General features: G+C 72.3%; 22 protein-coding genes, 1 tRNA gene and 1 pseudogene. 16 read left to right on the forward strand and 8 right to left on the reverse strand.

Annotated elements, in window-relative coordinates:
* Window positions 1-372: 372 nt before the first annotated feature.
* Window positions 373-507: pseudogene (locus ACZ4WQ_RS38115) on the forward strand (IS30 family transposase); the annotation flags it as partial.
* A gap of 451 nt (window positions 508-958) precedes the next feature.
* On the opposite strand, the gene phoU reads toward ACZ4WQ_RS38115, so the two are convergent.
* Window positions 959-1,636: a phosphate signaling complex protein PhoU gene (gene phoU, locus ACZ4WQ_RS38120; RefSeq protein ID WP_311724512.1), complete on the reverse strand. Its 678-nt coding sequence runs from the start codon at window positions 1,634-1,636 to the stop codon at window positions 959-961.
* Window positions 1,637-1,850: 214 nt separating this feature from the next.
* Here phoU and phoR point away from each other — a divergent pair, with 214 nt between their 5' ends.
* Window positions 1,851-3,140: a two-component system sensor histidine kinase PhoR gene (gene phoR / locus ACZ4WQ_RS38125; protein ID WP_311724511.1), complete on the forward strand. Its 1,290-nt coding sequence runs from the start codon at window positions 1,851-1,853 to the stop codon at window positions 3,138-3,140.
* Window positions 3,137-3,817, forward strand: a complete 681-nt coding sequence (phoP, locus tag ACZ4WQ_RS38130) for a two-component system response regulator PhoP (protein WP_009716928.1) — start codon at window positions 3,137-3,139, stop codon at window positions 3,815-3,817. The genes phoR and phoP overlap by 4 nt, the downstream gene beginning before the upstream one ends.
* 253 nt (window positions 3,818-4,070) lie before the next feature.
* Here the strand turns inward: phoP and ACZ4WQ_RS38135 are convergent, their stop codons facing one another.
* Window positions 4,071-4,784 (reverse strand): DUF461 domain-containing protein, encoded by a 714-nt coding sequence (locus ACZ4WQ_RS38135; RefSeq protein WP_398374825.1) that lies wholly within the window; start codon window positions 4,782-4,784, stop codon window positions 4,071-4,073.
* 688 nt (window positions 4,785-5,472) lie between these two features.
* On the opposite strand from ACZ4WQ_RS38135, the gene ACZ4WQ_RS38140 reads away from it, so the two are divergent.
* The 7 genes from ACZ4WQ_RS38140 to ACZ4WQ_RS38170 all read left to right on the forward strand — a co-directional run bounded on the left by ACZ4WQ_RS38140 (window position 5,473) and on the right by ACZ4WQ_RS38170 (window position 12,426).
* Window positions 5,473-5,955 (forward strand): CarD family transcriptional regulator, encoded by a 483-nt coding sequence (locus tag ACZ4WQ_RS38140; RefSeq protein ID WP_003953493.1) that lies wholly within the window; start codon window positions 5,473-5,475, stop codon window positions 5,953-5,955.
* A 276-nt stretch (window positions 5,956-6,231) separates the two neighbouring features.
* A complete protein-coding gene (gene ispD / locus ACZ4WQ_RS38145; RefSeq protein WP_311724509.1) occupies window positions 6,232-7,023 on the forward strand; it encodes a 2-C-methyl-D-erythritol 4-phosphate cytidylyltransferase in 792 nt (263 codons plus the stop codon).
* Window positions 7,013-7,516 (forward strand): 2-C-methyl-D-erythritol 2,4-cyclodiphosphate synthase, encoded by a 504-nt coding sequence (ispF, locus tag ACZ4WQ_RS38150; protein ID WP_311724508.1) that lies wholly within the window; start codon window positions 7,013-7,015, stop codon window positions 7,514-7,516. Before ispD ends, ispF begins: the two co-directional genes overlap by 11 nt.
* Before the next feature lie 137 nt (window positions 7,517-7,653).
* Window positions 7,654-8,058, forward strand: a complete 405-nt coding sequence (locus ACZ4WQ_RS38155; protein WP_311724507.1) for a PPOX class F420-dependent oxidoreductase — start codon at window positions 7,654-7,656, stop codon at window positions 8,056-8,058.
* An 89-nt stretch (window positions 8,059-8,147) separates the two neighbouring features.
* Window positions 8,148-9,548, forward strand: a complete 1,401-nt coding sequence (gene cysS, locus ACZ4WQ_RS38160) for a cysteine--tRNA ligase (RefSeq protein WP_311724506.1) — start codon at window positions 8,148-8,150, stop codon at window positions 9,546-9,548.
* Between the two features lie 172 nt (window positions 9,549-9,720).
* Window positions 9,721-10,674 (forward strand): 23S rRNA (guanosine(2251)-2'-O)-methyltransferase RlmB, encoded by a 954-nt coding sequence (gene rlmB, locus ACZ4WQ_RS38165; RefSeq protein ID WP_398374822.1) that lies wholly within the window; start codon window positions 9,721-9,723, stop codon window positions 10,672-10,674.
* Window positions 10,675-10,776: 102 nt separating this feature from the next.
* Window positions 10,777-12,426, forward strand: coding sequence for a DoxX family membrane protein (locus ACZ4WQ_RS38170; RefSeq protein ID WP_398374820.1), 1,650 nt, complete (start codon window positions 10,777-10,779; stop codon window positions 12,424-12,426).
* Window positions 12,427-12,570: 144 nt separating this feature from the next.
* Here the strand turns inward: ACZ4WQ_RS38170 and ACZ4WQ_RS38175 are convergent, their stop codons facing one another.
* The 3 genes from ACZ4WQ_RS38175 to ACZ4WQ_RS38185 form a co-directional block, all read right to left on the reverse strand.
* The gene (locus ACZ4WQ_RS38175) at window positions 12,571-13,365 is read right to left on the reverse strand and encodes a nucleotidyltransferase family protein (RefSeq protein WP_311724503.1); all 795 of its coding nucleotides are present in this window, start codon (window positions 13,363-13,365) and stop codon (window positions 12,571-12,573) included.
* 56 nt (window positions 13,366-13,421) lie between these two features.
* Window positions 13,422-13,841, reverse strand: a complete 420-nt coding sequence (locus ACZ4WQ_RS38180) for a hypothetical protein (protein WP_311724502.1) — start codon at window positions 13,839-13,841, stop codon at window positions 13,422-13,424.
* 330 nt (window positions 13,842-14,171) lie between these two features.
* Complete coding sequence (locus ACZ4WQ_RS38185) at window positions 14,172-15,308, reverse strand: ABC transporter ATP-binding protein (protein WP_311724501.1); 1,137 nt, start codon at window positions 15,306-15,308, stop codon at window positions 14,172-14,174.
* A 197-nt stretch (window positions 15,309-15,505) separates the two neighbouring features.
* Here ACZ4WQ_RS38185 and ACZ4WQ_RS38190 point away from each other — a divergent pair.
* The 5 genes from ACZ4WQ_RS38190 (at window position 15,506) to ACZ4WQ_RS38210 (ending at window position 20,330) form a co-directional block, all read left to right on the forward strand.
* Window positions 15,506-15,581: transfer RNA gene (locus tag ACZ4WQ_RS38190), tRNA-Thr, on the forward strand.
* A 676-nt stretch (window positions 15,582-16,257) separates the two neighbouring features.
* Complete coding sequence (locus ACZ4WQ_RS38195) at window positions 16,258-16,959, forward strand: hypothetical protein (RefSeq protein WP_311724500.1); 702 nt, start codon at window positions 16,258-16,260, stop codon at window positions 16,957-16,959.
* A gap of 1 nt (window position 16,960) precedes the next feature.
* Entirely contained in the window at window positions 16,961-17,986 is a 1,026-nt protein-coding gene (locus tag ACZ4WQ_RS38200; RefSeq protein ID WP_398374817.1) for a LuxR family transcriptional regulator, read from the forward strand.
* A 269-nt stretch (window positions 17,987-18,255) separates the two neighbouring features.
* The gene (locus ACZ4WQ_RS38205) at window positions 18,256-19,005 is read left to right on the forward strand and encodes an IclR family transcriptional regulator (RefSeq protein WP_398374815.1); all 750 of its coding nucleotides are present in this window, start codon (window positions 18,256-18,258) and stop codon (window positions 19,003-19,005) included.
* Between the two features lie 221 nt (window positions 19,006-19,226).
* Window positions 19,227-20,330 carry an aminopeptidase P family protein gene (locus ACZ4WQ_RS38210; RefSeq protein ID WP_311724642.1) on the forward strand — a complete coding sequence of 368 codons (1,104 nt, stop codon included), beginning with the start codon at window positions 19,227-19,229 and terminating at the stop codon, window positions 20,328-20,330.
* Between the two features lie 104 nt (window positions 20,331-20,434).
* Here ACZ4WQ_RS38210 and ACZ4WQ_RS38215 read toward each other — a convergent pair whose 3' ends face one another.
* Both ACZ4WQ_RS38215 and ACZ4WQ_RS38220 read right to left on the reverse strand, forming a co-directional pair.
* Window positions 20,435-21,445 (reverse strand): zinc-binding dehydrogenase, encoded by a 1,011-nt coding sequence (locus ACZ4WQ_RS38215; RefSeq protein WP_398374813.1) that lies wholly within the window; start codon window positions 21,443-21,445, stop codon window positions 20,435-20,437.
* Window positions 21,446-21,508: 63 nt separating this feature from the next.
* The gene (locus tag ACZ4WQ_RS38220) at window positions 21,509-22,705 is read right to left on the reverse strand and encodes an NAD(P)-binding protein (protein WP_398374811.1); all 1,197 of its coding nucleotides are present in this window, start codon (window positions 22,703-22,705) and stop codon (window positions 21,509-21,511) included.
* Window positions 22,706-22,871: 166 nt separating this feature from the next.
* Between ACZ4WQ_RS38220 and ACZ4WQ_RS38225 the strand changes: the two genes are divergently transcribed.
* Window positions 22,872-23,588 (forward strand): pentapeptide repeat-containing protein, encoded by a 717-nt coding sequence (locus tag ACZ4WQ_RS38225; RefSeq protein WP_398374809.1) that lies wholly within the window; start codon window positions 22,872-22,874, stop codon window positions 23,586-23,588.
* On the opposite strand, the gene ACZ4WQ_RS38230 is transcribed toward ACZ4WQ_RS38225, so the two are convergent.
* Entirely contained in the window at window positions 23,573-24,070 is a 498-nt protein-coding gene (locus tag ACZ4WQ_RS38230; RefSeq protein ID WP_352133549.1) for a hypothetical protein, read from the reverse strand. The two genes, ACZ4WQ_RS38225 and ACZ4WQ_RS38230, sit on opposite strands and share 16 nt — an antisense overlap.
* Window positions 24,071-24,118: the final 48 nt, after the last annotated feature.

A 24,118-nucleotide genomic window follows, 5' to 3' on the forward strand; every position in this document is an offset into this window, starting at 1 on the left:
GTGGTGCCTGCCGGCCCGGGCCCGGACGCCGGTGGTCGTGGGCCGCGGTCGGCCGATCGAGGAGGCATGAGTGGGGGGCGAGGGTTGGACTCCGGTCGGACGGCGCCCTGGGTGAGAACCGCGAGGTTGGAATACGTTTTCTTCATCCGCGGGTCGCGACGGTGCCCGATGCGGGTGAGTACGGCTGTAACGCGCTCCCCATGCCCAGGTGACGCCGGTTCCCCGCGTGATTCCGCATCACGCGGACCTCCTAGAAACCGATTTCTACGAACCATAGGTACCTGGGCCCCACCACACAAGAGGCGTGAGCAGAGAGTTCCGACAGGCATATGCGGCCGCGCCCCGGCCGCCCGCCGCCCGTCGCGCGGCGCCGAAGCCGGCGAACGCGTCGGGATCAACTACCGGACGGGCAAGCGGTGGCGTAACGGCCGGGCGGCCTCGGGCAAGGACAGGGCGGCACCGCCGGTCCCTGCCGTGACGGCGCCTGAGGGCCCGTCGAGGTATCTGGACCCCGGCGGCGCATGCCGAAGGGCCTTCGACCGGCATCCGGTCGAAGGCCCTTCGGCATGAGGTGAATGCGATGAAGCGAATGCGATGAGAAGAGGGCGTCAGCCGCAGTTGCCGCCGCATGAGCAGGATCCGCCGGACTGGCAGCCGCAGGAACAGCCGGAACCGCAGCCGCAGGCGCCGAGGATGGGCAGCGGGGGGCGGTGTTCGGCCGCCGGCCGGGTGGGGTCGGCGGGGGTGGGAGTGGGGAAGTCGGCCATGAGTCGCCTCCAGGGAGGTCTCGGGAGGGTGCACCTCCTGCCCATGGTGCCGGTCCCCCGGCCCCTGCCCGTAGCGGCGCATGGACGGCGCGCGGATGCACGGGGCTCGCCGCGCGGTGGGCGCGCGCCCGGCGCGTGAGGGCGCACAGCGCCGCCCTCACGCCCCGAACCGAACCGAACCGGGCCGGCGGTCACGCGCCCTCGGGCGCCTCCGCCTGCGCGATCTCGTCGGCGTGCTCGCCGGTGACCAGGTACACCACACGCTTGGCGACCGAGACCGCGTGGTCGGCGAACCGCTCGTAGTAGCGGCCCAGCAGCGTCACGTCGACGGCCGTCTCTATGCCGTGCTTCCAGCGGTCGTCCATCAGGTGCTGGAAGAGGGTGCGGTGCAGCAGGTCCATCGCGTCGTCGTCCTCCTCCAGCTGGAGCGCGAGGTCGACGTCCTTGGTGATGATCACCTCGGCGGCCTTGGCCATCAGCCGCTGCGCCAGCTGGCCCATCTCCAGGATGGTCGCGTTCAGGTCACGCGGAACGGCCGAGTCCGGGAAGCGGAGCCGGGCCAGCTTGGCGACGTGCTGCGCCAGGTCGCCGGACCGCTCCAGGTCGGCGCTCATCCTCAGGCTGGTCACCACGATCCGCAGATCCGTGGCGACCGGCTGCTGCCGGGCCAGCAGGGTGATGGCCCGCGCCTCCAGGTCGCGCTGAAGGTCGTCGACCTTCTCATCTGCGGCGATGACGCTCTCGGCGAGCTTGAGGTCCGCGTCGAGTATCGCCGTCGTCGCCCGTCCGATCGCAGAGCCCACCAGCCGGGCCATATCGACCAGGCCATCCCCGATCGAGTCGAGCTCCTCGTGGTACGCGTCCCGCATCACTGACCTTCTCTCGCTGTTGTCTCGCTAGTGGATCTCGGTGGACTCGCGGACTCGCCGCCCCCCCAGGCTTCCACGTTCCGGCCAAAACGCGTCGGGCTCCGGCATCCGGAGTGAACCGCCACTGACTCCCCGGTGAACTCTGGGAAACGTCTCCCTGAGGGTGCCCGTCTGGGACTGTGGAGCTGTCTCGCGCCGCGCATAACCTGGATGCATGAACGTGAACGCGGCGATCGCCGCACTGGCGGCGCTCGCCGGGCTGTGCACCGGCGTCATCGCCATGCTGGCGTTCCGCTGGAGCGAACGCGAACAGGCGAAGCCTACGCGCTCCTCGCTGCACACCGATGCCGTGCTGCCGCCCGGCGTGGACACCGTGCTCTCCGTACTCCGCTCCTCGGCAGTCGTCCTCGACGAGGCGGACTCCGTGGTCAAGGCCAGCTCCGCGGCGTACGCGCTCGGGCTGGTCCGCGGCGGGAAGCTGGCCGTGGAGCCGATGCTCCAGATGGCTCGCGACACCCGGCGGGACGGGGAGATACGGCAGATCGAGCTGGACCTGCCCCGGCGCGGCACGGGCCGCGGCGAGGCCCTCGCCGTGTCGGCCAGAGTCGCCCCGCTGGGCTCCCGGCTGGTGCTCCTGCTGGTCGAGGACCTCACCGAGGCCCGCCGGATCGAGGCCGTGCGGCGCGACTTCGTCGCCAACGTCAGCCATGAGCTCAAGACTCCGGTCGGCGCGCTGTCCCTGCTGTCCGAAGCGGTGATGGACGCGTCCGACGACCCCGAGGCGGTCACCCGCTTCGCCGGGCGGATGCAGATCGAGGCGACCCGGCTGACCAGCCTGGTCCAGGAGCTCATCGACCTCTCCCGGGTACAGAACGACGACCCGCTGGAGGACGCGGAGCCGGTCCGCGTGGACGAGCTGGTCACCGAGGCCATCGACCGGTGCCGCCACCAGGCGGGCACCAAGCAGATCACCATGGCCACCGGCGGCACCGCCGATCTGCATGTGTGGGGCAACCGCGGCCAGCTGGCCGCCGCGCTCGGCAATCTCGTCGAGAACGCGGTGAACTACAGCCCGGCCCGCACCCGTGTCGGCATCGCCGCCCGCCGGCTCCCCGCCACCGGTGGCGATCTGATCGAGGTCGCCGTCACCGACCAGGGCATCGGCATCTCGGAGAAGGACCGCGAGCGGATCTTCGAGCGCTTCTACCGGGTCGACCCGGCACGCTCGCGGCAGACTGGCGGGACCGGCCTCGGGCTCGCCATCGTCAAGCATGTGGCCGCCTCGCATGGCGGGGAGGTCACTGTGTGGAGCGCCGAGGGACAGGGCTCCACCTTCACCCTGCGGCTGCCGGAAGCCGGCTCGGTACGCGACCGCGACCGATCCCGCGACCGCTCGTCGCGAGAGCCGTACGAGACCAACGCTGACCTCGATGGAGAGGACCAGGACCGGCCGTACGAGACCAATTCCTGTGATCACCTTTCTGCCCCGGAGGTCCTTCCGTGACCCGAGTTCTGGTCGTCGAGGACGAGGAATCGTTCAGCGACGCGCTGTCGTACATGCTTCGCAAGGAGGGATTCGAGGTCGCCATCGCGGCAACGGGACCCGAGGGGCTTGACGAGTTCGAGCGCAACGGCGCCGATCTGGTGCTGCTCGACCTGATGCTGCCGGGCCTCCCCGGCACGGAGGTGTGCCGCCAGCTGCGCGGCCGCTCCAACGTCCCGGTGATCATGGTGACCGCCAAGGACAGCGAGATCGACAAGGTCGTCGGCCTGGAGATAGGGGCCGATGACTATGTGACCAAGCCCTTCTCCTCGCGCGAGCTGGTGGCCCGCATCAGGGCCGTGCTGCGCCGCCGCGGGGAGCCGGAGGAGGTCACCCCGGCCGCGCTGGAGGCGGGGCCGGTACGGATGGACGTGGACCGCCACGTGGTGACGGTCGGCGGCGGCAAGGTGGATCTCCCGCTGAAGGAGTTCGACCTGCTGGAGATGTTGCTGCGCAACGCGGGCCGGGTGCTGACCCGGATGCAGCTGATCGACCGCGTGTGGGGCGCGGACTACGTGGGCGACACGAAGACGCTGGACGTCCACGTGAAGCGGCTGCGCGCGAAGATCGAGCCGGACCCGGGCGCGCCCCGGTACCTGGTGACGGTCCGCGGTCTGGGCTACAAGTTCGAGCCGTAAACCCGGGCCCGCGATGGCCGGGCGGAGTCCGGCGCAGCGTCCCGAAGCCCGTGAGGCCCCCTGGGGCCGATCGGTGCGAGGGGCGCACGGGGGAGGGGGTTCGAGCCGGACCCGGGCGCGCCCCGGTACCTGGTGACGGTCCGCGGTCTGGGCTACACGTTCGAGCCGTAAACCGTAAGTAAGCCGTAAGCCACACGCTGCTGGGCCCTGGAAGTCGCTTCCAGGGCCCCAGCGGCGTCTGTACGTCGGTGGCCTACTGGTTGGGCGCCGGCTCGCCCGAGGCGATGCCGTTGGACGGCGCGTTGCTCTCGCCCGCCTCGCCGGACGGCTTGTTCGTGGCCTCACCGGACGGCTTGTCGGTTCCCGTCCCGGTGCCGGACGGCGTGCTGCCCGGCTTGCTGCTCTGCTTGCCGGCCGGGGTCGTCGGCGTCGTGTTCGTGGGGGGCGCGGTCGGCAGCTGCGAGGGGCCCCAGCCCTCGAAGTAGTGCTGTGCCGGAACCACGAACGCGGTGATCGGCACGTCGCCCGTCTTGCTGAGGTCGAAGACGACCCGCTGCGCGTCGCCGTCCCTGGCGGCCTCGCGCCCGTTCGCGATGACCGCGGAGGGGTTGCCCTTGCCGCCCAGGAGTACCGCGCCGCCGGCCGGGACGACGACCGGGCCCGTGCCCTTGGCCGGGGACACCTTCACCGTGGAGCTGGTCCCGGGGAGGGTGATGGCCTTGATGGTCTGGTCGGAGCCGCCGTTGTTGAAGATCTTGGCCGTGACGACGGCCGGGCCCTTCGCCTCGCGCTCCGGCTGGGTCACGATGCTGGCGTTCTGGATCTTGATATCGCCGACGGACGTCGCGGCGTTGTCCGGCTTGACCTCCAGCGTCTGCGCGTCGTTGCCGGCTGCGCAGGCGGAGATCGAGGCGACCGGGACCACGAGGGCGGCGGCGAGGACGCCGCGTCGAAGGCTGCTGCTCACGGCGGCGGCATCTCCTAGGGCTAGGTAGGGCTGTGTAAAAACTGGATCAGCGGGCTTAGGTTACCGATCCCCCTGCCCGGGGCCGCACCCGACCCACCCGGTGCCACGCCCCGCCGCTGTGGCGCCGTCCGGTGATCCGATCTTCGGCTCGTCCACGGCCCGTCTTCGGTCTGACTTCGGCCCGTCTTCGGTCTGTCTTCGACCCGCCGGGTTCACTTCTGAGCGCGCGTGTCCCGCTTCTGACTCCCGTCTCCGACGTGCGTGACGAATATCGGCCCGGTGTCGGTAGAGGCGATTATCGGTAAGGAATGTGTGGACGTCCGAGAATTGATCAACACTGTTGATCCACCCTTGATCCATCCTTGATCCACTCTGGCGTGATCAATTCGGGAAACGGGATGGGAACAGTCGCTCCGGGCCCGAACGGAGTAGCGGAAGTCCTTCGACCGGACTCCGGCATAACGGGACGTAAGGTCACTCTTGGGGGGCTGTCGGGGGGTGTAACGTACGGGTTTCGCCGTGCCCGCGCAGCCGCTCCCACCTGCGAATACCCGCTTCCACGGGCCCCGCCCAGCACGTTCCGCCTGCTGTTGTCAAGCCCCGAGATATGCCCTGACCTGCGAAAACGCCATTCAGAAGAAGGCGTTCCCGTGTTACCCTGGATAGCCACGGAAGGGGTACCTGTCACATGACGTTCAAGGTTGGCGACACCGTGGTCTATCCCCATCACGGGGCCGCGCTGATCGAGGCCATCGAAACTCGCCAGATCAAAGGCGTGGACAAGACCTACTTGGTGCTCAAGGTCGCTCAGGGTGACCTGACGGTTCGTGTGCCGGCGGACAATGCGGAGTTCGTCGGTGTGCGTGATGTGGTCGGCCAGGACGGGCTGGACCGGGTCTTCGAGGTGCTGCGCGCGCCGTACGCCGAAGAGCCGACGAACTGGTCCCGTCGCTACAAGGCAAATCTCGAGAAGCTCGCCTCCGGCGACGTTATCAAGGTTGCCGAAGTGGTGCGCGACCTGTGGCGTCGAGAGCGGGAGCGCGGACTTTCCGCCGGTGAGAAGCGCATGCTTGCCAAGGCACGCCAGATCCTGGTGAGTGAGCTCGCCCTCGCGGAGAACACCAACGAAGACAAGGCCGAGGCCCTGCTCGACGAGGTCCTCGCGTCCTGACACATAGATGCCGCGGTGCCCGAGTGACTCAGACCTAGCGTGACCTAGCGTCTGTCGTGTCGCCGGGCGCTGCGGCATGTGCGCATGCCGGTGCTTGCCGCCAGTGATCCGGCTGCTGGTCCCACTGCCGCCGGCTCCGCGCCGACGGTGCTGGTGTGCCGGGCCCGGGCAGCTGGCTCGACCAGTCGTCACGGAAGGGGCTGGTCGGGGCATCGCGCCCGGCACGCTGTGGCCATACCCACTTCGGTTGAGGAAGCAAACCTGAACGCCAACTCAATGTCCGCATCAGGGCAGTCCGCGAATCCCGGGGGCGCCGAGAGCCCCGCCCGCCCCACCCGTACCGCCGCCGTCATCCCGGCGGCGGGCCGCGGGGTGCGGCTCGGGCCCGGCGCGCCGAAGGCGCTGCGCCCGCTCAGCGGCACGCCGATGCTGGTCCATGCCGTACGGGCGATGGCCCGGTCCCGTTCCGTCACGCTCGTGGTCGTGGTCGCCCCGCCCGACGGGGCCGATGAGGTCCGCCGGCTGCTCGACGCCTACCCGCTCACCGGGAACACCGACGTGGTGGTGGTGCCCGGCGGCGAGACCCGTCAGGAGTCGGTCCGGCGCGGCCTGGCCGCCGTCCCCGAGGACGTCGCGATCGTCCTCGTCCATGACGCGGCGCGCCCGCTGGTCCCCGTGGACACCGTGGACGCGGTCGTCGCCGCCGTACGGGAGGGGGCGCCCGCCGTCGTGCCGGCGCTGCCGCTCGCCGACACCGTCAAGCAGGTCGAGCCGCGCACCGGTGACCGGGCGGGCGAGCCCGAGCCGGTGGTCGGCACCCCGGAGCGCGCCCGGCTGCGCGCCGTACAGACCCCCCAGGGCTTCGACCGGGCCACGCTGGTCGCCGCGCACGAGAAGATCGTCCTGGAGGGCGACGGTGCGACGGACGACGCCGGGATGGTGGAGCGGCTCGGGGCCGAGGTCGTGGTGGTGCCCGGCCACGAGGAGGCGTTCAAGGTGACCCGGCCGCTGGATCTGGTGCTGGCCGAGGCCGTGCTCGCCCGGAGGAGGGCCACCGATGGCTTCTGACCTGACCGGGCTGCCGCTCGTGGGCATCGGCACGGATGTGCACGCCTTCGAGAAGGGCCGCGAGCTGTGGTGCGCGGGTCTGCTGTGGGAAGGCGATGAGTACGGAGGATATGGCCTGGCCGGGCACTCCGACGGCGATGTCGCCGCGCACGCCGCCTGCGACGCGCTGTTCTCCGCCGCCGGGGTCGGCGACCTGGGGGCCCACTTCGGCACCGACCGCCCCGAGTGGGCCGGGGCCTCAGGGGTCACGCTGCTGGCGGAGGCCGCCCGGATCGTCCGGAGCGCGGGCTTCGAGATCGGGAACGTGGCGATCCAGGTGATCGGCGTGCGCCCGAAGATCGGCAAGCGGCGGGACGAGGCGACGAAGGCGCTCTCGGCGGCGGTCGGCGCCCCCGTGGCCATCTCGGGCACCACCACCGACGGACTGGGCCTCACCGGCCGCGCCGAGGGCCTCGCGGCGATCGCCACGGCCCTCGTGGTGCGAGCGGCCTAGCCGCCTGCGGTGAGCGGGGGAAAGTCGCTCCGCCGAACGGTCCTCTCGCGGGGATTTGACGGTGTGTCGGGCGCCCATCGGGTATCCGACACACCGTACGCATCTCGTGTACGTATCGCGCGAGGGAAGGAACCGCCGTGTCAGCCGCACTCTCCGACGAGCTCAAGCGTCTCCTCGACACCCCCGTCTTCGTGACCGTCGGGACCATCCAGCCCGACGGCAGCCCGCAGCTCTCACCGGTCTGGGTGATGCGGGACGGCGACGAGCTGCTGATCTCGACCACCATGGGGCGGCAGAAGCAGAAGAACATCGCCCGGGAGCCACGGGTGTCGGTCGTGGTGCAGCCCTCCGAGGAGCCGTACACGTACGCGGAGATCCGCGGCAGCGCCGCCTACAGCACCGAGGGCGCCGACGCCCTGATCGACGAGCTGTCGCTCAAGTACACCGGGAAGAGGTACGCCGAGTTCAATCCGGCGGCCGCGGAGGACGCCCAGCGCATCGCCGTACGGATCACCCCGCGCAAGATCGTCGGAAGGGTCTGAGCCGGCCGGAGCGTCCCAAGTGTCACGCTTCTGTGTCCCTGCGGCCATAAGGTCGCGGGGCACTGCCCCCTTCCGTCTACCCTTGATGCGTGACTATTCGCCTGTACGACACCAGCGCCCGGCAGATTCGTGACTTCACCCCGCTCACGCCGGGCTGTGTCTCGATCTACCTGTGTGGCGCGACCGTGCAGGCCGCCCCGCATATCGGGCACATCAGGTCGGGCCTCAACTTCGACATCATGCGCCGCTGGTTCACCTACCGCGGCTATGACGTGACGTTCATCCGCAATGTCACCGACATCGACGACAAGATCATCGCCAAGTCGGCCGAGCAGAACCGCCCGTGGTGGGCGATCGGCTACGAGAACGAGCGCGCCTTCAACTCCGCGTACGACGTCCTCGGCTGCCTGCCCGTGACCTACGAGCCCCGGGCCACCGGTCATGTGCCGGAGATGATCGAGATGATGCGGGGCCTGATCGAGCGGGGCCACGCCTATGCCGCCGAGGGCAGCGTCTACTTCGACGTGCGCTCGTACCCCGGCTATCTCCAGCTGTCCAACCAGGAGCTGGACGGGCTGCGCCAGCCCTCCGGCGAGGGTGAGTACGGCAAGCGCGACCCGCGCGACTTCGCCATGTGGAAGGCGGCCAAGCCCGGCGAGCCGAGCTGGGAGACCCCGTGGGGGCGCGGCCGGCCCGGCTGGCACCTGGAGTGCTCGGCGATGGCCCACAAGTACCTGGGCTCGGCCTTCGACATCCACGGCGGCGGCGTCGACCTGATCTTCCCGCACCACGAGAACGAGATCGCGCAGGCCAAGGCGTTCGGCGACGACTTCGCCGCGTACTGGGTGCACAACGCCTGGGTGACCATGAGCGGCGAGAAGATGAGCAAGTCGCTCGGCAATTCGGTGCTGGTCTCCGAGATGGTCAAGCACTGGCGCCCCATCGTGCTGCGCTACTACCTCGGCACCCCGCACTACCGCTCCATGATCGAGTACAGCGAGGAGTCGCTGCGCGAGGCCGAGTCCGCGTTCGCGCGCATCGAGGGCTTTGTGCAGCGGGTCACCGAGAAGGCGGGGAAGGTCGTCCCGCCCGCGCCCGAGGTGCCGCCCGCGTTCGCGGAGGCGCTGGACGACGACTTCGGCGTCCCGCAGGCGCTCGCGGTCGTCCACACCACCGTCCGCCAGGGGAACTCCGCCCTGACCGCCGACGACAAGGAGTCGGCGGTCGCGCGGCTGGCCGAGGTGCGTGCCATGCTCGGCGTGCTGGGCCTCGACCCACTCGACGAGCACTGGGCGGGCGGCCCGGACCGGGGTGAGGATCTGCACGGCGTGGTCGACTCGCTCGTACGGCTGGTCCTGGAGCAGCGGCAGGCCGCGCGGACCCGTAAGGACTACGGGACGGCGGACGCCATCCGCGATCAGCTCCAGCAGTCGGGGCTGGTCATCGAGGACACCCCGAGCGGGCCGCGCTGGGAGCTCGGCTCGCGCTGACCCGGGCCCGCCCCGCCCTGACCGACGCGGTGTGCCGACCGGCACACCCACCACGACATGACACAAGCAGGCAGCCGCCGGACCAGGCCCGGCGGCACAGCCGCGCGAAGCCGTGAGGCCCCCAGGGCCGGGCGGCCGGCGGGCGGCCACGGATGAGAAACAGGTGAACCCCATGGCCGGCAACAGCCAGCGCAGGAACCGCCGCACCGCCAACAAGAAGGGCGCGACGGTCGGCAGCGGCGGCAAGCGGCGCCGGGCCCTGGAGGGCAAGGGCCCCACCCCGCCCGCCGAGATGCGCAAGGGCCACGCCAAGCAGCGCGTCGCCCATGCGCGCGCCAAGCAGGCGGCCCGCCGTCCGGCCCCCCGGCGCGGCGGCGGCAAGGGCACGAATGAGCTGGTGGTGGGCCGTAACCCGGTTGTCGAGGCGCTGCGCGAGGGCGTGCCGGCCATCATGCTGTACGTCCAGCAGTTCATCGACAGCGACGACCGTGTGCGCGAGGCGCTGAAGCTGGCGGCCGACCGCGGCGGCATACACCTCATGGAGGCCCCGCGCCCCGAGCTGGACCGGATGACGAACGGCCTCAACCACCAGGGGCTGGTGCTCCAGGTGCCGCCGTACGAGTACGCGCACCCCGAGGACCTGGTCGCGGCCGCGGCCGACGAGGGCCAGGACCCGCTGATCGTCGCCCTCGACGGGGTGACCGACCCGCGCAATCTGGGCGCGGTGGTGCGGTCGGTGTCGGCGTTCGGCGGCCACGGTGTGGTGGTGCCGGAGCGGCGCGCGGCCGGGATGACGGCGGGGGCGTGGAAGACCTCGGCGGGCACCGCGGCGCGTACGCCGGTGGCGCGGGCGACCAACCTCACGCGGGCGCTGGAGGCGTACAAGAAGGCGGGCCTGATGGTGGTCGGCCTGGACGCGGACGGCGACACCGAGGTGCAGGACGCCGAGGTGCTGGAGGGCCCGGTGGTGATCGTGGCCGGCAGCGAGGGCAAGGGGCTGTCCCGGCTGGTCGCCGAGACCTGCGACGTACTGGTGCGCATTCCGATGCCCGGCGGCGCCGAGTCGCTCAACGCGGGCGTCGCGACGGGCGTCGTGCTGTACGAGGCGGTCCGGCACCGGATGTGAGCCGACCGGGTGTCCGGCAGGGCTTGTGTGATCATGACTTGACGGGCCTCGGACACCCCGGGGCGGTCACGGCAGTGTCTTATCCGCGCGTCACTCGGTTAGATGAGCGTGGAGACCAGAACACCCCGCACGCCCACGGGGGGACGCGCACCGGGTTTTGACGACGAGCCACAGCTGGCCATGGCCAAGGTGCCGAGCGATCCGGCGCAGGTCACCGTCAATCCCGCGAGCTTCCGGGTACAGCTCGCCACCCCGGTGGTGAGCAGCGCGCTGTCGGACACCACGCGGCTCGCCCGCGTCCCGGCCGCCGCCAGGCGCCGCCCGCCCGTGGTCTGGAGCGGCCGCACCCGGCCCGGCGGCGACGTGGCGGCCACCCGGCTGCTCCAGGCCGTGCGGTACGCGGGGGAGGGACCCGCGGAGACGGGCGCCGTCGGCGGGGACGGCGTCGAGGAAGCGGCCGCCACTCAGGTGCTGCCGCGCCTCACCTTCGACGACGGCCCGCCCACGGTCGTCGGCCCGCGCCGCAGCCCGCGTGACGAGGCCCTGCCGCCGGCCGACCGGGCCGGGGCCGGGGCCGGGGCGCGGCACGGGGCACCGCGGGAGCCGCGCGCGCCGCAGGGGCGGGCCGCCCGCAGCGCGGATGTGCCGCGCCCGCGCCGCCACTCCGACTCCGCGCGGCACCAGGCCTACTACCCCGGCCGCCGGATGAACCTGGGCGTCGTGCTGCTCCCGCTGCGCATCTTCCTCGGCCTCATCTCCGTCTACGCCGGCATGGGCAAGCTCTCCGACCCGGTCTACTTCGACGGCGGCGAGCGCGGCTCCATGGTCACCTGGCTGCGGTCGCTGCACCCCTGGCCGATCGCGGAGCCGCTGCGCGACCTCGCGCTCGGGCACCCGGTGGGCGCGGGCCTGACGGTGGCCTTTCTCCAGGTCGTGGTGGGGGTGCTCACGGTCCTCGGGCTGTGGCAGCGGCTGGCGGCCTTCTTCGGCGCGACGCTGTCGGCCGCGCTGATCCTCACCGTGAGCTGGCGGACCGTGCCGGTGTACGACGCGCCGGACATCATCTACCTCGCCGCCTGGAGCCCGCTGATCATCGCGGGCGCCCCGGTGTACTCGGCTGACGCCCGGCTCGCGGGCGAGGCGTGGCGGCGGCTCGGGCCGCGGGTGGGGGTGTGGGAGCTGCGGCGGCGGGTGCTGCGCCGGGGCACCTTCATGGCGCTGATCGTGGCCGGGCTGACGCTGCTCCTCGGTTCGATGCTCGGCGGCGCCGTACGGGCGTCGGAGACGGTGCGCGGCCCGGAGCCGAGCGACATCCCGACCAACAACCTGCCCGGCTCGCCGCTGCCGCGGCGGGCCGACCAGAGCCCCACCGGCGCCACCCGCGGGCCCCTCGGCGGGGGCGGGGCGCCGTCCCCGCGCGCGCCCGTGACCAGCCCGACGCCCCCGTCGGCCGCCGCGTCGACGGGGGCGCCCAGCGCGTCGGCCCCGGCCGTCGGCTCCGCCCGCCCCAGCCACTCCCCGGGCGGCGCGCGGACCGCCCCGCGGCGGCCGGGGCGGCCCGTCGCGCCGGAGACCCCGGAAGGGCCGTCTTCGGCGGGCGGCCGGGCGGGCCGGGGCGGCCTGGGGATCGGCGAGGGCGAGACCTGGCCCGAGACGGTCACGGGCAGCGGCGGCACGTCCGGCGACGCCTACGGCTACACCGAGGGCGCCACGGAGGGCAGCAGCGGCGCACTCGGCGGCCTCCTCGGCTGACGCGCACAGCGACGCCGACACCGACACCGACACCGATACCTACACAGACGCCGACCCGGCTCAGGCAATGCCTGGGCCGGGTCGGCTGCTGTCGGGGCTTGGTGGCTCAGCACGCCCCTGGGGCGGCCGCCCCAGGGGCTGCGCTCACGCCTGCTGCGCGGCGGAGGCCTGGCCCAGCGAGCCGTGCGGCGGGGACCCGGCGGCCAGCTCCTTCGCCGCCTCGGTCAGGTCCTTGGCGGTGTCGATGGCGCGCCAGTACGCGCCGTGGGGCAGCGGGAACCCGGCCAGGCGGCGCTCGCGGGCGAGCCGGGGGAAGGTGGTGCGCTCGTGGTCCCCCCGGTCGGGGAGCAGCTCCGTGAAGGCGGCGGAGAAGACGTAGACGCCGGCGTTGATGAGGTATGGCGACGGCGGCGCCTCGATGAAGTCGAGGACGTGGCCGAACTCGTCGGTCTCCACCGCGCCCCAGGGGATGCGCGGGCGGGCCAGGGCGAGCGTGGCGACCGCGTCCCGCTCGCGGTGGAAGTCGGCCATCTCGCGGAGCGAGAAGCGGGTCCAGATGTCGCCGTTGGTGGCGTACCAGGACCGGTCGGGGTGCGGGAGCGACGCCGCGGCGAACTTCAGACCGCCGCCGCGGCCGAGCGGCTCCTTCTCGACGACCGTGGTCACCCGCAGCGGCAGGTCCGCCGACTCCAGCCAGTCCTGGAGCACCGCCGCGAGGTGACCGCAGGAGACCACGGCGTCGGTGACGCCCTCGGCGGCCAGCCAGGCGAGCTGGTGGCCGATGATCGGGGTGCCGGTGCCGGGGATCTCGACCATCGGCTTGGGGCGGTCGTCGGTGTAGGGGCGCAGCCGTGAGCCCTGGCCTCCGGCCAGGACGACGGCTTGCGTGGGGCGGGCCGGCAGCGGGTGCCGCGCGGCGGTGCGGGCGTCATCTGTCATGGGCCGCACGATATGCGGGACCGCCGAGGACATAAGGGTGGGGGCCGCGAGCCGCGTCAGGGGCGGGACCGGGCCACGCCGGTCGCGTACGAGGTGTCGCAGACCGGGCGGGAGTAGGCCTGGGCGCGGTCCGTGCCGCCGTACTTGGCGACCGCGGCGCGGCCGAGGGCGCGGGCGATGGAGGCGCAGTGCCTGGCCAGCGAGGGGCGCTCGGAGGTGGCGACCTGGAGGTGGGTGAGCGCCACGCCCGGGTCCTTCTCCTGGAGCTCGGCGAGCAGCCGGTCGCGCAGCACTTCGTGCGGGGCGCGGTGGACGGCGCGGGTGGACGCCTTGTCGGAGGAGGCGGTGAGGATCTGCGACTCGGACGCCGGGGATGCCCACGGGACGCGGGTGACGGCGAGCGTCCCGGAGAGGACGAGGACGACGGGGAGGACGAGGGCGAGAGTTCTGCCGATGCGGCGTGCTGCGGTGTTCAAGGACGTTCCTCGCGGTTCGTGGCCGTGCTCGACGGTCGGTGCGTACGGGACTGAGGTACGCGGCGATCGTAGCGAGGAGCGATGATTTGGCGACATTTAGTCACCGTTTCGGGGGATGCGATACCCCTGGGAGTGGGATGCGCCTTGACGGGTTGGGGTGAAATGCCTGATATGGAAGGGTATTTATCTGTCGGGGTATTTGTCGATACGGCAACAGATGCCCGCTCATGTCGACGCAACAGACGGCGGCGCCGCCCGCCCGCACGAGGCGGAGGGGCGGCGCCGCGGAGTCGAGTCGTTCGCCGGTCGGCGACCGTCGGCTGACCTCGCTCAGTCGGTCAGGCGCTCGCCGGTGGACGTCGAGAAGACGTGGGTCTCGCCCGGCCGCGGAACGACGTGCAGCGTGGAGCCCTTGTCGGGCACCGAACGGCTGTTGACGCGCACGACGAGGTCCTTGGTCGCGCCGTCGACCTCGACGGTGCCGTAGACGTAGCCGTCGGCGCCCGTCTCCTCGACGACGTTCACGGAGACGGCGAGGCCGGCCGGGGCGTCCTTGCTCTCCTTGGTGAGGGCCTTGGCGGCGGCGCCGTTCTCCTCGACCACGTCGAAGTGCTCGGGGCGGACGCCGACGGTGACCGTGCGGTCGCCCTTGTCCGCCGCCGCGCTGAGCGCCTCGCGGCTGACCGGGACGACGCTGTTGCCGAACTTCACGCCGCCGTCGGTGATCGGCACCTCGATGAGGTTCATCGCCGGGGAGCCGATGAAGCCGGCGACGAAGAGGTTGGCGGGCTTGTCGTACATGTTGCGCGGCGAGTCGACCTGCTGGAGCAGCCCGTCCTTGAGCACGGCCACCCGGTCGCCCATGGTCATGGCCTCGACCTGGTCGTGGGTGACGTACACGGTGGTGATGCCCAGCCGGCGCTGGAGGCTCGCGATCTGGGTACGGGTCTGCACACGGAGCTTGGCGTCCAGGTTGGACAGCGGCTCGTCCATGAGGAAGACCTGCGGCTCACGCACGATGGCGCGGCCCATCGCGACACGCTGCCGCTGACCACCGGACAGCGCCTTGGGCTTGCGGTCCAGGTACTCGGTCAGGTCCAGGATCTTGGCCGCTTCCTCGACCTTCTGCCGGATCTCCGTCTTGTTGACGCCGGCGATCTTCAGCGCGAAGCCCATGTTCTGGGCCACGGTCATGTGCGGGTACAGCGCGTAGTTCTGGAACACCATCGCGATGTCCCGGTCCTTGGGCGGGAGGTGGGTGACATCGCGGTCGCCGATCCGGATCGCGCCGCCGTTGACGTCCTCGAGGCCGGCGAGCATCCGCAGGGAGGTGGACTTGCCGCAGCCGGAGGGGCCGACGAGAACGAGGAACTCGCCGTCCTCGATGTCGATCTCGAGCTGATCGACGGCGGGCTTCTCAGTGCCCGGGTAGATCCGGGTCGCCTTGTCGTACGTAACCGTGGCCATGCTGATCTGGTCCCTTCACCGGCAGGAACGTGCCGGACGATCCGAGTAAAGGCAGGGGTCTAGTCCACTCTCATGGACTGGCCGCGACCTTACTTCGGGGTGGGGCTCCCTGTCTCTACCTGTGCGGATCAAAGTTTGGACCGGCGGGGAATTTCGAACGGATCACCCCTGCGGCGTGGGTACACTGCTGTGGACGCGCCGACTTAGCTCAGCTGGTAGAGCACCGCTCTTGTAAAGCGAAGGTCGTCGGTTCGAGCCCGACAGTCGGCTCCATGCGCGCGCGGCCCTTCGTGGCGGATCACGGGGGGCCGTTCGTCTCGCTCCGTGAGCATCCCCGCTTCCACCCCCCGCCGCGGCTGTCAACAAATTGCCAGCCTCGCCCCTCCTTGATCGCCCACCGTGGCCTTCCGGATGCGCTGCGCGTTCGTGGTGGGGGCGTCGGGGGCGTCGGGGGCGGAGTTTCCCGGTCGGTGTGCAACTTGCTGACAATCCCGTGGGTGCCGCGTCATTGCGTTAAGCAGAAGTGGCGCAAAGGTGAGTGATTTTACCTGATCTTTACGAACTGAAGTGCGTTGACTGGCTTGCTGAGGGCGAACTAACCTCGCGCCGCAGGGGCTTGTGCGGCCTTTCCGGTCACAATCCACCCACTGGACAAGGGCTTCTTGGCTGCGGAAGAGAAGAGTTACTCGCGAGTTGAGAACCGGTGGGCCACGGTGGCGTGGAAGTTCGGTATGCGGAAGTTTCGTGATTCTGGTTGGCGGCGGTGTCATTGCAGATTCAATTACGGGGCGGCCGCCGACCGCCATCGCGGCCGTTCTTGGTCACCTTGGACGGTCGGCAGCAACCGACGGGTATGCGACGGACGTGTCGTGTGCCGCATGGGGGAGTCATGGCTGAACTGTCCAGTCTGAAACTGTCCAGTACGTCCAGTACGACCAGTGCGACCTGCATGAAGGAAGAGCCGGCGGTGTCCGTACTCGGCGCCCCGGCACAGTCCCCGCCGATGGTGCTGGCCACCGACGGCCCCGCCGTCAGACAGGCCATCGGGCAGCTGCTGACGCGCGCCAGGCACAGCATCAGCCTGATCGTGCCCGGCACCTTCGAGCGGGCCAAACCCATCCTCCCGCAGATGGGCCGGTTCACCGCCGTCGCCAACTCCGGGGTCACCGTGCGCGTGCTCTGCACCCCGCAGGTCCTGGCCCCGCTCGGCATCCTCGCCGCCGCGCGGCGCGGCCCCCTGGGCTATGAGGTCCGGGTCGCGGACGTCGATCTCCAGGGGACCGTGATCGCCGACGGCAGGGCCGCCTTCGGCCGGTCCGGCGGCGAACACGGCGGCCGCTACGCGACCTTCAACACCGACCCCGCCTCGGTCCGCGCGCTGGACCTGATGTTCGCCGGGGCCTGGGGCAGCGCGATGCCGTTGGAGGAGCACCAGCGCCTGGCCGAGCGGCTGCGCTCGGACTCCGTACGGATGATCCTGGAGCGTCTGCGAGAGGGCCACACGGACGATGTGGCGGCGCGCCAGATCAGGGTCTCGCTGCGCACCTATCGCCGCCATGTCGCGGCGATCATGCGTGACGTCGGGGCCAACTCCCGCTTCCAGGCCGGGGTGCGCGCCGTCGAGCTGGGGCTGTTGTCGGACGTCGACTGACGTGACCGGGCACGAGGAGGGCCGCACCGACAGCGAGCGGGCCGATGAGGCCATCGCCCAGGAACTCCTGGCGGTTCGCGCGCTCATAGCATCCACGGTCGTCGAAGCCGCCGCCGCCGAAGCCGCCGCCGCTGAATCCGCCGCCGCTGAATCCAGGGCCGCCGATTTCGCTGCCGCCGGATCCGTGACCGGTGAATCCGCGACGGCCGAATCCGTGACGGGTGAATCCGCGACGGCCGAATCCGTGACGGGTGAATCCGCGGCCGGCGAATCGGTGATCGGTGATTCCGCTGCCGCCGAGGGCTCCGGGCGACCGCTCGGGAAGTCCTGGGTCGCGGCGGTGGAAACGGACGAGGGAGAAATTCGAACGGCTGCCGAAGAGCTGATCCGGGAGGCCGAGGGGAATGTCGACGTCGTGCTCGCGGCGGAGGCCGCGCATGTCGGGGCGCTGCATTCCGTACTGAGCGAATGGCTCCGTTCCGGCGGCGAGGACGTGAGAACACGCGTGCTGTGCGCTCAGAACTCGCTCGACTGGAATTTTGTGCGGCGGCACGCCCGGGACGGACGGCCACTGGAGGTCCGGGTCGCCCGGATTCCGCTGCTCGCCGCGTTCATCGTCGACGGCCGCGCCGCGCTGGTGTGCGCCGACTCGGCGGTCGGACGCCGGGCCTCGGCGATCCGGGACCCGGGGGTCATCGAGACCCTCCAGACCCTCTTCGACGGGATCTGGCGCAACGCGGTGGTGGTGAACGAACAGGTCGATCTCGGCGGCCACGCCCGGATGGAGATGGTGCGGCCGATCCTGGAGTGGCTCAGGCTCGGCGTCACCGACGAGGTCGCCGCGCGCGAGCTGTCGGTCTCGGTGCGCACCTATCGCCGCTACGTCGCCGAGATCATGGCACTGCTGGGCGCGAGCTCCCGGTTCCAGGCCGGGGTGCGCGCCGCTGAGCTGGGGTTATTGCCGGCCAACCCGCCCGGTGACGCCCCGCGGGAGCCGCCGCGGGACGCCCCGCGTCACCGGCGCTGAGCCGGTGGCGGGGCGGGGCGGGCCGTGGCCGGTTGAGGTGCTGGCAGCTTCCTGTAGCCGCATTGCGGGTGCTCTGGGCGGACGGCTAGACATGATGAACTGACCTGACGAAAGCCGTGGTTGCGGACGGTCCTGGCGCATGGGAGTGACCGGCCCGACAAGGAGGCACTCTTATGGCGATCTCAACTCCTGAAAAGGTCCTGACGAGTCACCGGAAGGCGACGCGCGGAAAGCCGGCCCCGGCGGCTCCGGCGGCCCAGCCGGCGCCGATGGCGCCGACCGTCGCGGAGCGGACCTCTCCGGAGCAGCTGCTGAGCGGGGTCGGCGTGCTCGACAAGGCCTCGCTCCTGCTCGGCGTCCTGGAAGCGGGCCCGGCGTCCCTGGCCAGGCTGGTCTCCGCCACCGGCCTCAAACGCCCCACCGTGCACCGGCTGGTGCTCGCCCTTGAGCGGCTTCGGCTGCTGGCCCGGGACGCGCAGGGCCGGTTCATCCTGGGGCCGAGGCTCGGGCTGATGGCCCTGGAGGCGTGTCGGGACCACCTGGCGACATCGGCGGAGCCGGTGCTCTGCGAGCTGCGCGATCTGACCGGCGCCAGCGCCCGGCTCTACCGCCGCCGCGGATACATGCGGATCTGTGTCGCCGAGGCCCCGGTGGACGGCAACCCGGTCGCGCAGGACCGGGTGCCGGTCGGCGCCTCCCTGCCGATGAACGCCGGTCCCGTAGCCCAGGTGCTGCTGGCCTGGGAGCGGCCCGAAGACCTGTACGAGGGGCTGCGCGGCGCGCAGTTCACGGCCGCCACCCTCTCCGGCGTACGGCGCCAGGGCTGGGCGCAGAGCGTCGGCGGGCGGGAGCACGGGATAGCCGCCGTGGCGGCCCCGGTGCGCGGCCCCGGCGGCCGGGTGGTCGCCGCGCTGTCGATCTCCGGGCCCGTCGGGCGGATGTCCGGCACCCCGGGCCGGGTCTACGGCAGCGCGGTGATCGACGCGGCCGTCCGGCTGGGCAGCGGATTCCAGCGCTGACGCGCGGGGGGCGCTGACGCGCCGCCGGTACGGAGGGCTGAGCCGGGGGTGCCGCGGTCCGGGCGCTTCGTGTCGTGGGGCCCGTCGGCTCCGGCCCCTCACCAAGGCCCCGCCGCGGGGCCCGCGCCCCTGTCGCGGGTCTTCCGCCCCCTGTCGCGGGGTGGGTGCCGCTGCGGGATGCTGTCCGCATGCCGACGCCCGCCGAGCAGCAGCTCGCCCCCATGACCCTTGAGGACTACACCGCCCGGATGGCCCGGGCGGCCCGTACCGCCGCCGACGCCGGGCTGGCCGGGCTGGTGGTCACCCCCGGTCCGGACCTGACGCATCTGTGCGGCTACCGCCCCCCGGCGGTGACCGAGCGCCTCACCGCACTCCTGCTCGTCCCCGGGCAGACGCCGCGGCTGCTGGTACCCCTGCTGGAGCGGCCCGACGCGCTGGCCGCGACCGGCGCCGGGGCGATCGAGGTGACCGGCTGGACCGACGGCAGCGACCCGTACCGGACGGCGGCGGACACGCTGCCGGCGCGCGGCCGTTACGGCGTCTCCGACGAGACCTGGGCCGCCCACCTGCTCGGCCTCCAGCGCGCCCTCCCCGACACCTCCTACTCCGCGATCGGCGAGGCGCTGCCCATGCTGCGCGCGGTCAAGGACACCCACGAGGTGCAGCGGATCGCGGCGGCGGGGGCGGCGGCCGACGCGGCGTACGAGGAGATCGTGCGGGTGCGCTTCGCCGGGCGGCGGGAGCGCGACATCGCCGCCGACCTCAGCGAGCTGCTGCTGCGACACGGGCACAGCCAGGTCGACTTCACGCTCGTGTGCTCCGGCCCGAACGGCGCCGATCCGCACCACGAGGCCGGGGAACGGGTCATCGAGGAGGGCGACATGGTGGTGCTGGACTTCGGCGGCCTCAAGGACGGCTACGGCTCCGACACCACGCGCACCGTGCACGTCGGCGAGCCCACGAAGGAGGAGCGCAAGGTCCACGAGGTCGTACGGGAGGCGCAGCAGGCGGCGTTCGAGGCGGTCCGCCCGGGGGCGGCCTGCCAGGACATCGACCGGGCGGCGCGCCAGGTGATCACCGAGGCGGGCTACGGCGAGTACTTCATCCACCGCACCGGCCACGGCATCGGCGTCACGACGCATGAGCCGCCGTATATGACGGAGGGCGAGCAGCTCCCGCTGGTGCCGGGGATGTGCTTCTCGATCGAGCCGGGGATCTATCTGCCGGGGCGCTTCGGGGTGCGCATCGAGGACATCGTGACCTGCACGGAAACGGGCGGGCGGCGGCTGAACAACACGGCGCGGGAGCTGCGCGTGGTGGCGTAGCGGGCCTGGGCCTGGGCCTGGCCTCGGGTTTGTGCCCCGCGCCCCGCCGGGCCCGTCCCGCTCTCCCCACGTGGAGCGGGGCGGGACCCGGCGGGGCGGGGTGATCAGGGGACCAGGACGACCTTGCCCATCGTGGCGCGGGTCTCCAGGGCCCGGTGGGCGGCGGCCGCCTCGGCGAGGGGGAAGCGGTGGACGGCCGGGACGAGGCGGCCGGACGCGGCCTCGGCCATGGAGCGCTCTTCGAGGGTGCGGATCGGGTCCGGGCCGCCGGCCCTCTCCAGCATCGGCGGGCCGAGCACGACCTGGGAGGTGATGCCGCGCGCCGCCAGCTCCTCCTCGCCGAACTCCAGCGGGCCGCCACCGCCGGTGAGCAGCCCGCCCGAGGACCAGCCGAAGACGAGGTGACGGCCGCCGGGGCCGAGCAGGTCCACGCCCGCGCGGCCGGGCTCGCCGCCGACGCCGTCGAACAGCACGGTCGCGGGGCGGCCGCCGAGGGCGGCGCGGACCTGGTCCGGCCAGGCCGGGTCGGTGTAGTCGACGGCGATGTGGGCGCCCAGCTCGCGTACCCGCGCCACCTTCTCCGGTCCGCCCGCGAGCCCGACGACCGTGGCGCCGGCGTGCCCCGCGTACTGGACGACGAGCTGGCCGATCCCGCCCGCCGCCGAGGTGACGACCGCGACGTCGTCGGCGGCCAGATCGGCGAACTGGAGGATCCCCATGGTGGTCCTGCCGGTGCCGATCATGGCGACGGCCTGGGCCTCGTCCAGGTTGGCGGGCACCTCGTGCAGCTTGCCGGCGGCGACCACGGCCAGTTCGGCGTAGCCGCCGGGGACCATCCCGAGGTGGGCGACGACGCGCTTGCCCAGCCACGCCGGGTCGGTGCCCTCGCCGAGCGCCTCGACGGTGCCCGCGACCTCACGGCCGGGGATGGTCGGCAGTTCGGGCGCGGAGTGCACGGCGGAGGTCAGGCCCTGGCGCAGTGCGGTGTCGAGGAGGTGGACACCGGCGGCGGCCACCGCGATCCGGACCTCGCCGGGGCCGGGGAGCGGATCGCCGGTCTTCTCGAGGACCAGGTTCTCGGCGGGGCCGAAGGCGTGCAGACGGACGGCGTACATGGGGTCTCCCAGGGGTTGCGGGGCTGTCGTACGGCCACCCTCCAACCTCAACCAAAGGTGAAGTCAAGGAGTGTTGAGCGGCGCGGAGACGTGACGGCCCTCACCGCGACCTCCACCTGTGCGCCACCCGTCGAGCGCGAGGGCGGCGGCGGTGAGGGCGCTGTTGAACGACACCTCGCAGAGCACTCCCGGCGCGGCCACCTGGTCGCCCGCCAGATACACCCCCTCGCCCCGGTCGACCGCCGGCCGGTCGTGCCAGGTGGTGCCGGGCGCGTCCACCGCTCCCGTACGCCCGTTGGCCGTGGACTCCCGCCGCCAGACCGTGCGCTCGCGCCAGCCCGGGAAGCCCAGGTCCAGCAGGCGTTCGGCGCGGGCGACGCCGTCCGCCCTGGTCTCGTCCGGGGCGATGGGCAGCTGGCCCTGGATCAGCTGCTCGCCGGGCGGGGCCAGGGTGGGGTCCTGGGCCGTGAAGCGCTCGATCCAGCCGGGGGAGTCGAGGTCGGAGACGGCGAACGCGTCGCCGCGCCGGGTGCGTACGGCCAGGTCGAGCAGCACCGTGCGGCCGCTGTCCCAGGTCAGGGAGGCGTCGCCGAGGAGCGCGCGGGCGGCGGGCAGCGCGGTCGCGACGATCACCGGCCCGCCCGGGGCGGCGGGCAGCGCGTCCATGCGGGAGCCGGTCTCGATCCGTACGCCGAGCTTCCAGGCGTAATCGGCCATGCGTTCGATGGTCGTGCCCCAGCCGCCGCGCACATAGTGGGCCTCCGGCGGCACCTTGGCGGCGCGCCGGAACCGCTCCTGGACGAACGCGGCGGACAGCCGGCCGGGGGCGTGGTGGAAGAGGGCGACGGCGGCGTAGTTCGCGGCCGCGCGCGCCCCGGCCGCGCCGACCACGCCCGTCGCCCAGGTGGCGAAGTCGGCGTCGACCGGCGCCCGCCTGGTCAGCAGCAGCCTGAGCATGGCGGCCGGGGGTACGCGGCGCAGCCGTCCGCCGCGGTGGAAGCGCAGCCGGGCGGCTTCCAGGGGCGGGAGGCCGGCGAGCGGGCCGAGCAGCCCGCGCTGCCTCAGCCATGGCCAGTGCGGCCCGCCCGCGTAGAAGGCGTGCGGGCCCTCGTTGACGCGGTACGGGCCGGGGGCGGTGCGGGCGCGGCCGCCGAGCGTGTGGTGGGCCTCGTGCAGGGTGACCGGGGCCCCGGCCTCGGCGGCGGCGATGGCCGCGGTGAGGCCCGCGAGGCCGCCGCCGATGACGGTGATGCGGTGCATGGGCAGCACTCCTTCCCGTGCTGCGACCCGGGTGGGACCGGATCGCTTCCCCTGTACGACGACGCGGTGGCGCGAGATGTGACATCGGGCCGCTGTCCGGCCGTTGTCAGTGGCGTGGTTCACGATGGAGAGCGGGCCACGGCGAGCGCGAATGGACGGAGCGGTGATGGCAGGGCGCGGCAGGAGCGGGACGGCGGCGGGCGCGGTGCGGGCGGCGCGGCGGCCGGAGGTGACGCTGCCCGGGCTGCGGCCCTACGAGGGCGGGGAGCTGGAGCCGGAGGGGGACTACGACGGGCTGGAGTTCGCGGACCTGGACTTCGCCGGGCAGCGGGCGGGCGGCGCCCGCTTCCTGGACTGCGGGATCCGCCGCTGCGCGTTCGACGAGGTCCGGCTGGCCCGGGCCAGATTCCTCGACTGTGTGCTGGAGGGCGTGCGGGGCGTGGGCACCGATGCGTCCGAGGCGCGGCTGCGGGATGTGGAGCTGGTCGACGCCCGGCTGGGCGGGGTCCAGCTGCACGGCGCGGTGCTGGAGCGGGTGGTGGTGCGCGGCGGGAAGATCGACTATCTGAATCTGCGGACGGCCCGGCTCACGGACGTCGTCTTCGAGGGGTGTGTCCTCGCCGAGCCGGACTTCGGCGGGGCGGTGCTGGAGCGCGTGGAGTTCGTGGACTGCGCGCTGCGCCGGGTGGACTTCAGCCAGGCGCGGATGAAGGACGTGGACCTGCGCGCGGTCGCGGAGCTGGACATCGCGCGGGGCGTGGAGGACCTGGCGGGCGCGGTGATCAGCCCGACCCAGCTGCTCGACCTGGCCCCGGTGCTCGCGGCCCGGCTGGGGCTGCGGGTGGAGGACGCGGCCCGGACCGGGGATCAGAGGCGGGGGTAGCGGGCCTGTAGGTCCCACACCGCCGGGTTGTCGGCCAGCCCCTCGTGCATATCGGTGAGGTCCGCGATCAGGTCGTGCAGGAAGTCGCGGGCCTCCCGGCGCAGCGCGGCGTGGTTGAAGGTGAGCGGGGGCTCCTCGGCCGGCGCCCAGTCGGCCGTGACGTCCACCCAGCCGAAGCGCCGCTCGAAGAGCATCCGGTCCGTCGACTCGGTGAAGTCCAGCTCGGCGTGGACGGGGCGCGCGGAGCGGTTGCCGCGCGGGTCGCGGTCGAGCCGCTCGACGATGTCGCACAGCGCCCAGGCGAAGTCGAGCACGGGCACCCATCCCCAGGCTGTGGACAGCTCCCGGTCCGCCTTGGTGTCGGCGAGGTAGACATCGCCGCAGAACAGGTCGTGGCGCAGGGCGTGCACGTCCGCGGTGCGGTAGTCCGTCTGCGGGGGGTCGGGGAAGCGGCGGGAGAGGGAGTAGCCGAGGTCGATCACACGGTCGATGGTGTCACGGCGCCCGCACCCGCCGTGCGGTGCCGTCCC

The organism is Streptomyces sp. NPDC028305, from assembly GCF_055569495.1.

Excerpts from the sequence above, each read along its gene's own strand:
- ACZ4WQ_RS38225 (WP_398374809.1), top strand. The coding sequence starts at position 22,872 with ATGGCAGGGCGCGGCAGGAGCGGGACGGCGGCGGGCGCGGTGCGGGCG.
- ACZ4WQ_RS38185 (WP_311724501.1), bottom strand. The coding sequence starts at position 15,308 with ATGGCCACGGTTACGTACGACAAGGCGACCCGGATCTACCCGGGCACT.
- phoR (WP_311724511.1), top strand. The coding sequence starts at position 1,851 with ATGAACGTGAACGCGGCGATCGCCGCACTGGCGGCGCTCGCCGGGCTG.
- ACZ4WQ_RS38220 (WP_398374811.1), bottom strand. The coding sequence starts at position 22,705 with ATGCACCGCATCACCGTCATCGGCGGCGGCCTCGCGGGCCTCACCGCG.
- ispF (WP_311724508.1), top strand. The coding sequence starts at position 7,013 with ATGGCTTCTGACCTGACCGGGCTGCCGCTCGTGGGCATCGGCACGGAT.
- rlmB (WP_398374822.1), top strand. The coding sequence starts at position 9,721 with ATGGCCGGCAACAGCCAGCGCAGGAACCGCCGCACCGCCAACAAGAAG.
- ACZ4WQ_RS38195 (WP_311724500.1), top strand. The coding sequence starts at position 16,258 with ATGAAGGAAGAGCCGGCGGTGTCCGTACTCGGCGCCCCGGCACAGTCC.
- ACZ4WQ_RS38215 (WP_398374813.1), bottom strand. The coding sequence starts at position 21,445 with ATGTACGCCGTCCGTCTGCACGCCTTCGGCCCCGCCGAGAACCTGGTC.
- ACZ4WQ_RS38210 (WP_311724642.1), top strand. The coding sequence starts at position 19,227 with ATGACCCTTGAGGACTACACCGCCCGGATGGCCCGGGCGGCCCGTACC.
- ACZ4WQ_RS38170 (WP_398374820.1), top strand. The coding sequence starts at position 10,777 with ATGAGCGTGGAGACCAGAACACCCCGCACGCCCACGGGGGGACGCGCA.
- phoU (WP_311724512.1), bottom strand. The coding sequence starts at position 1,636 with ATGCGGGACGCGTACCACGAGGAGCTCGACTCGATCGGGGATGGCCTG.
- ACZ4WQ_RS38140 (WP_003953493.1), top strand. The coding sequence starts at position 5,473 with ATGACGTTCAAGGTTGGCGACACCGTGGTCTATCCCCATCACGGGGCC.
- ACZ4WQ_RS38175 (WP_311724503.1), bottom strand. The coding sequence starts at position 13,365 with ATGACAGATGACGCCCGCACCGCCGCGCGGCACCCGCTGCCGGCCCGC.
- ACZ4WQ_RS38205 (WP_398374815.1), top strand. The coding sequence starts at position 18,256 with ATGGCGCCGACCGTCGCGGAGCGGACCTCTCCGGAGCAGCTGCTGAGC.
- ispD (WP_311724509.1), top strand. The coding sequence starts at position 6,232 with ATGTCCGCATCAGGGCAGTCCGCGAATCCCGGGGGCGCCGAGAGCCCC.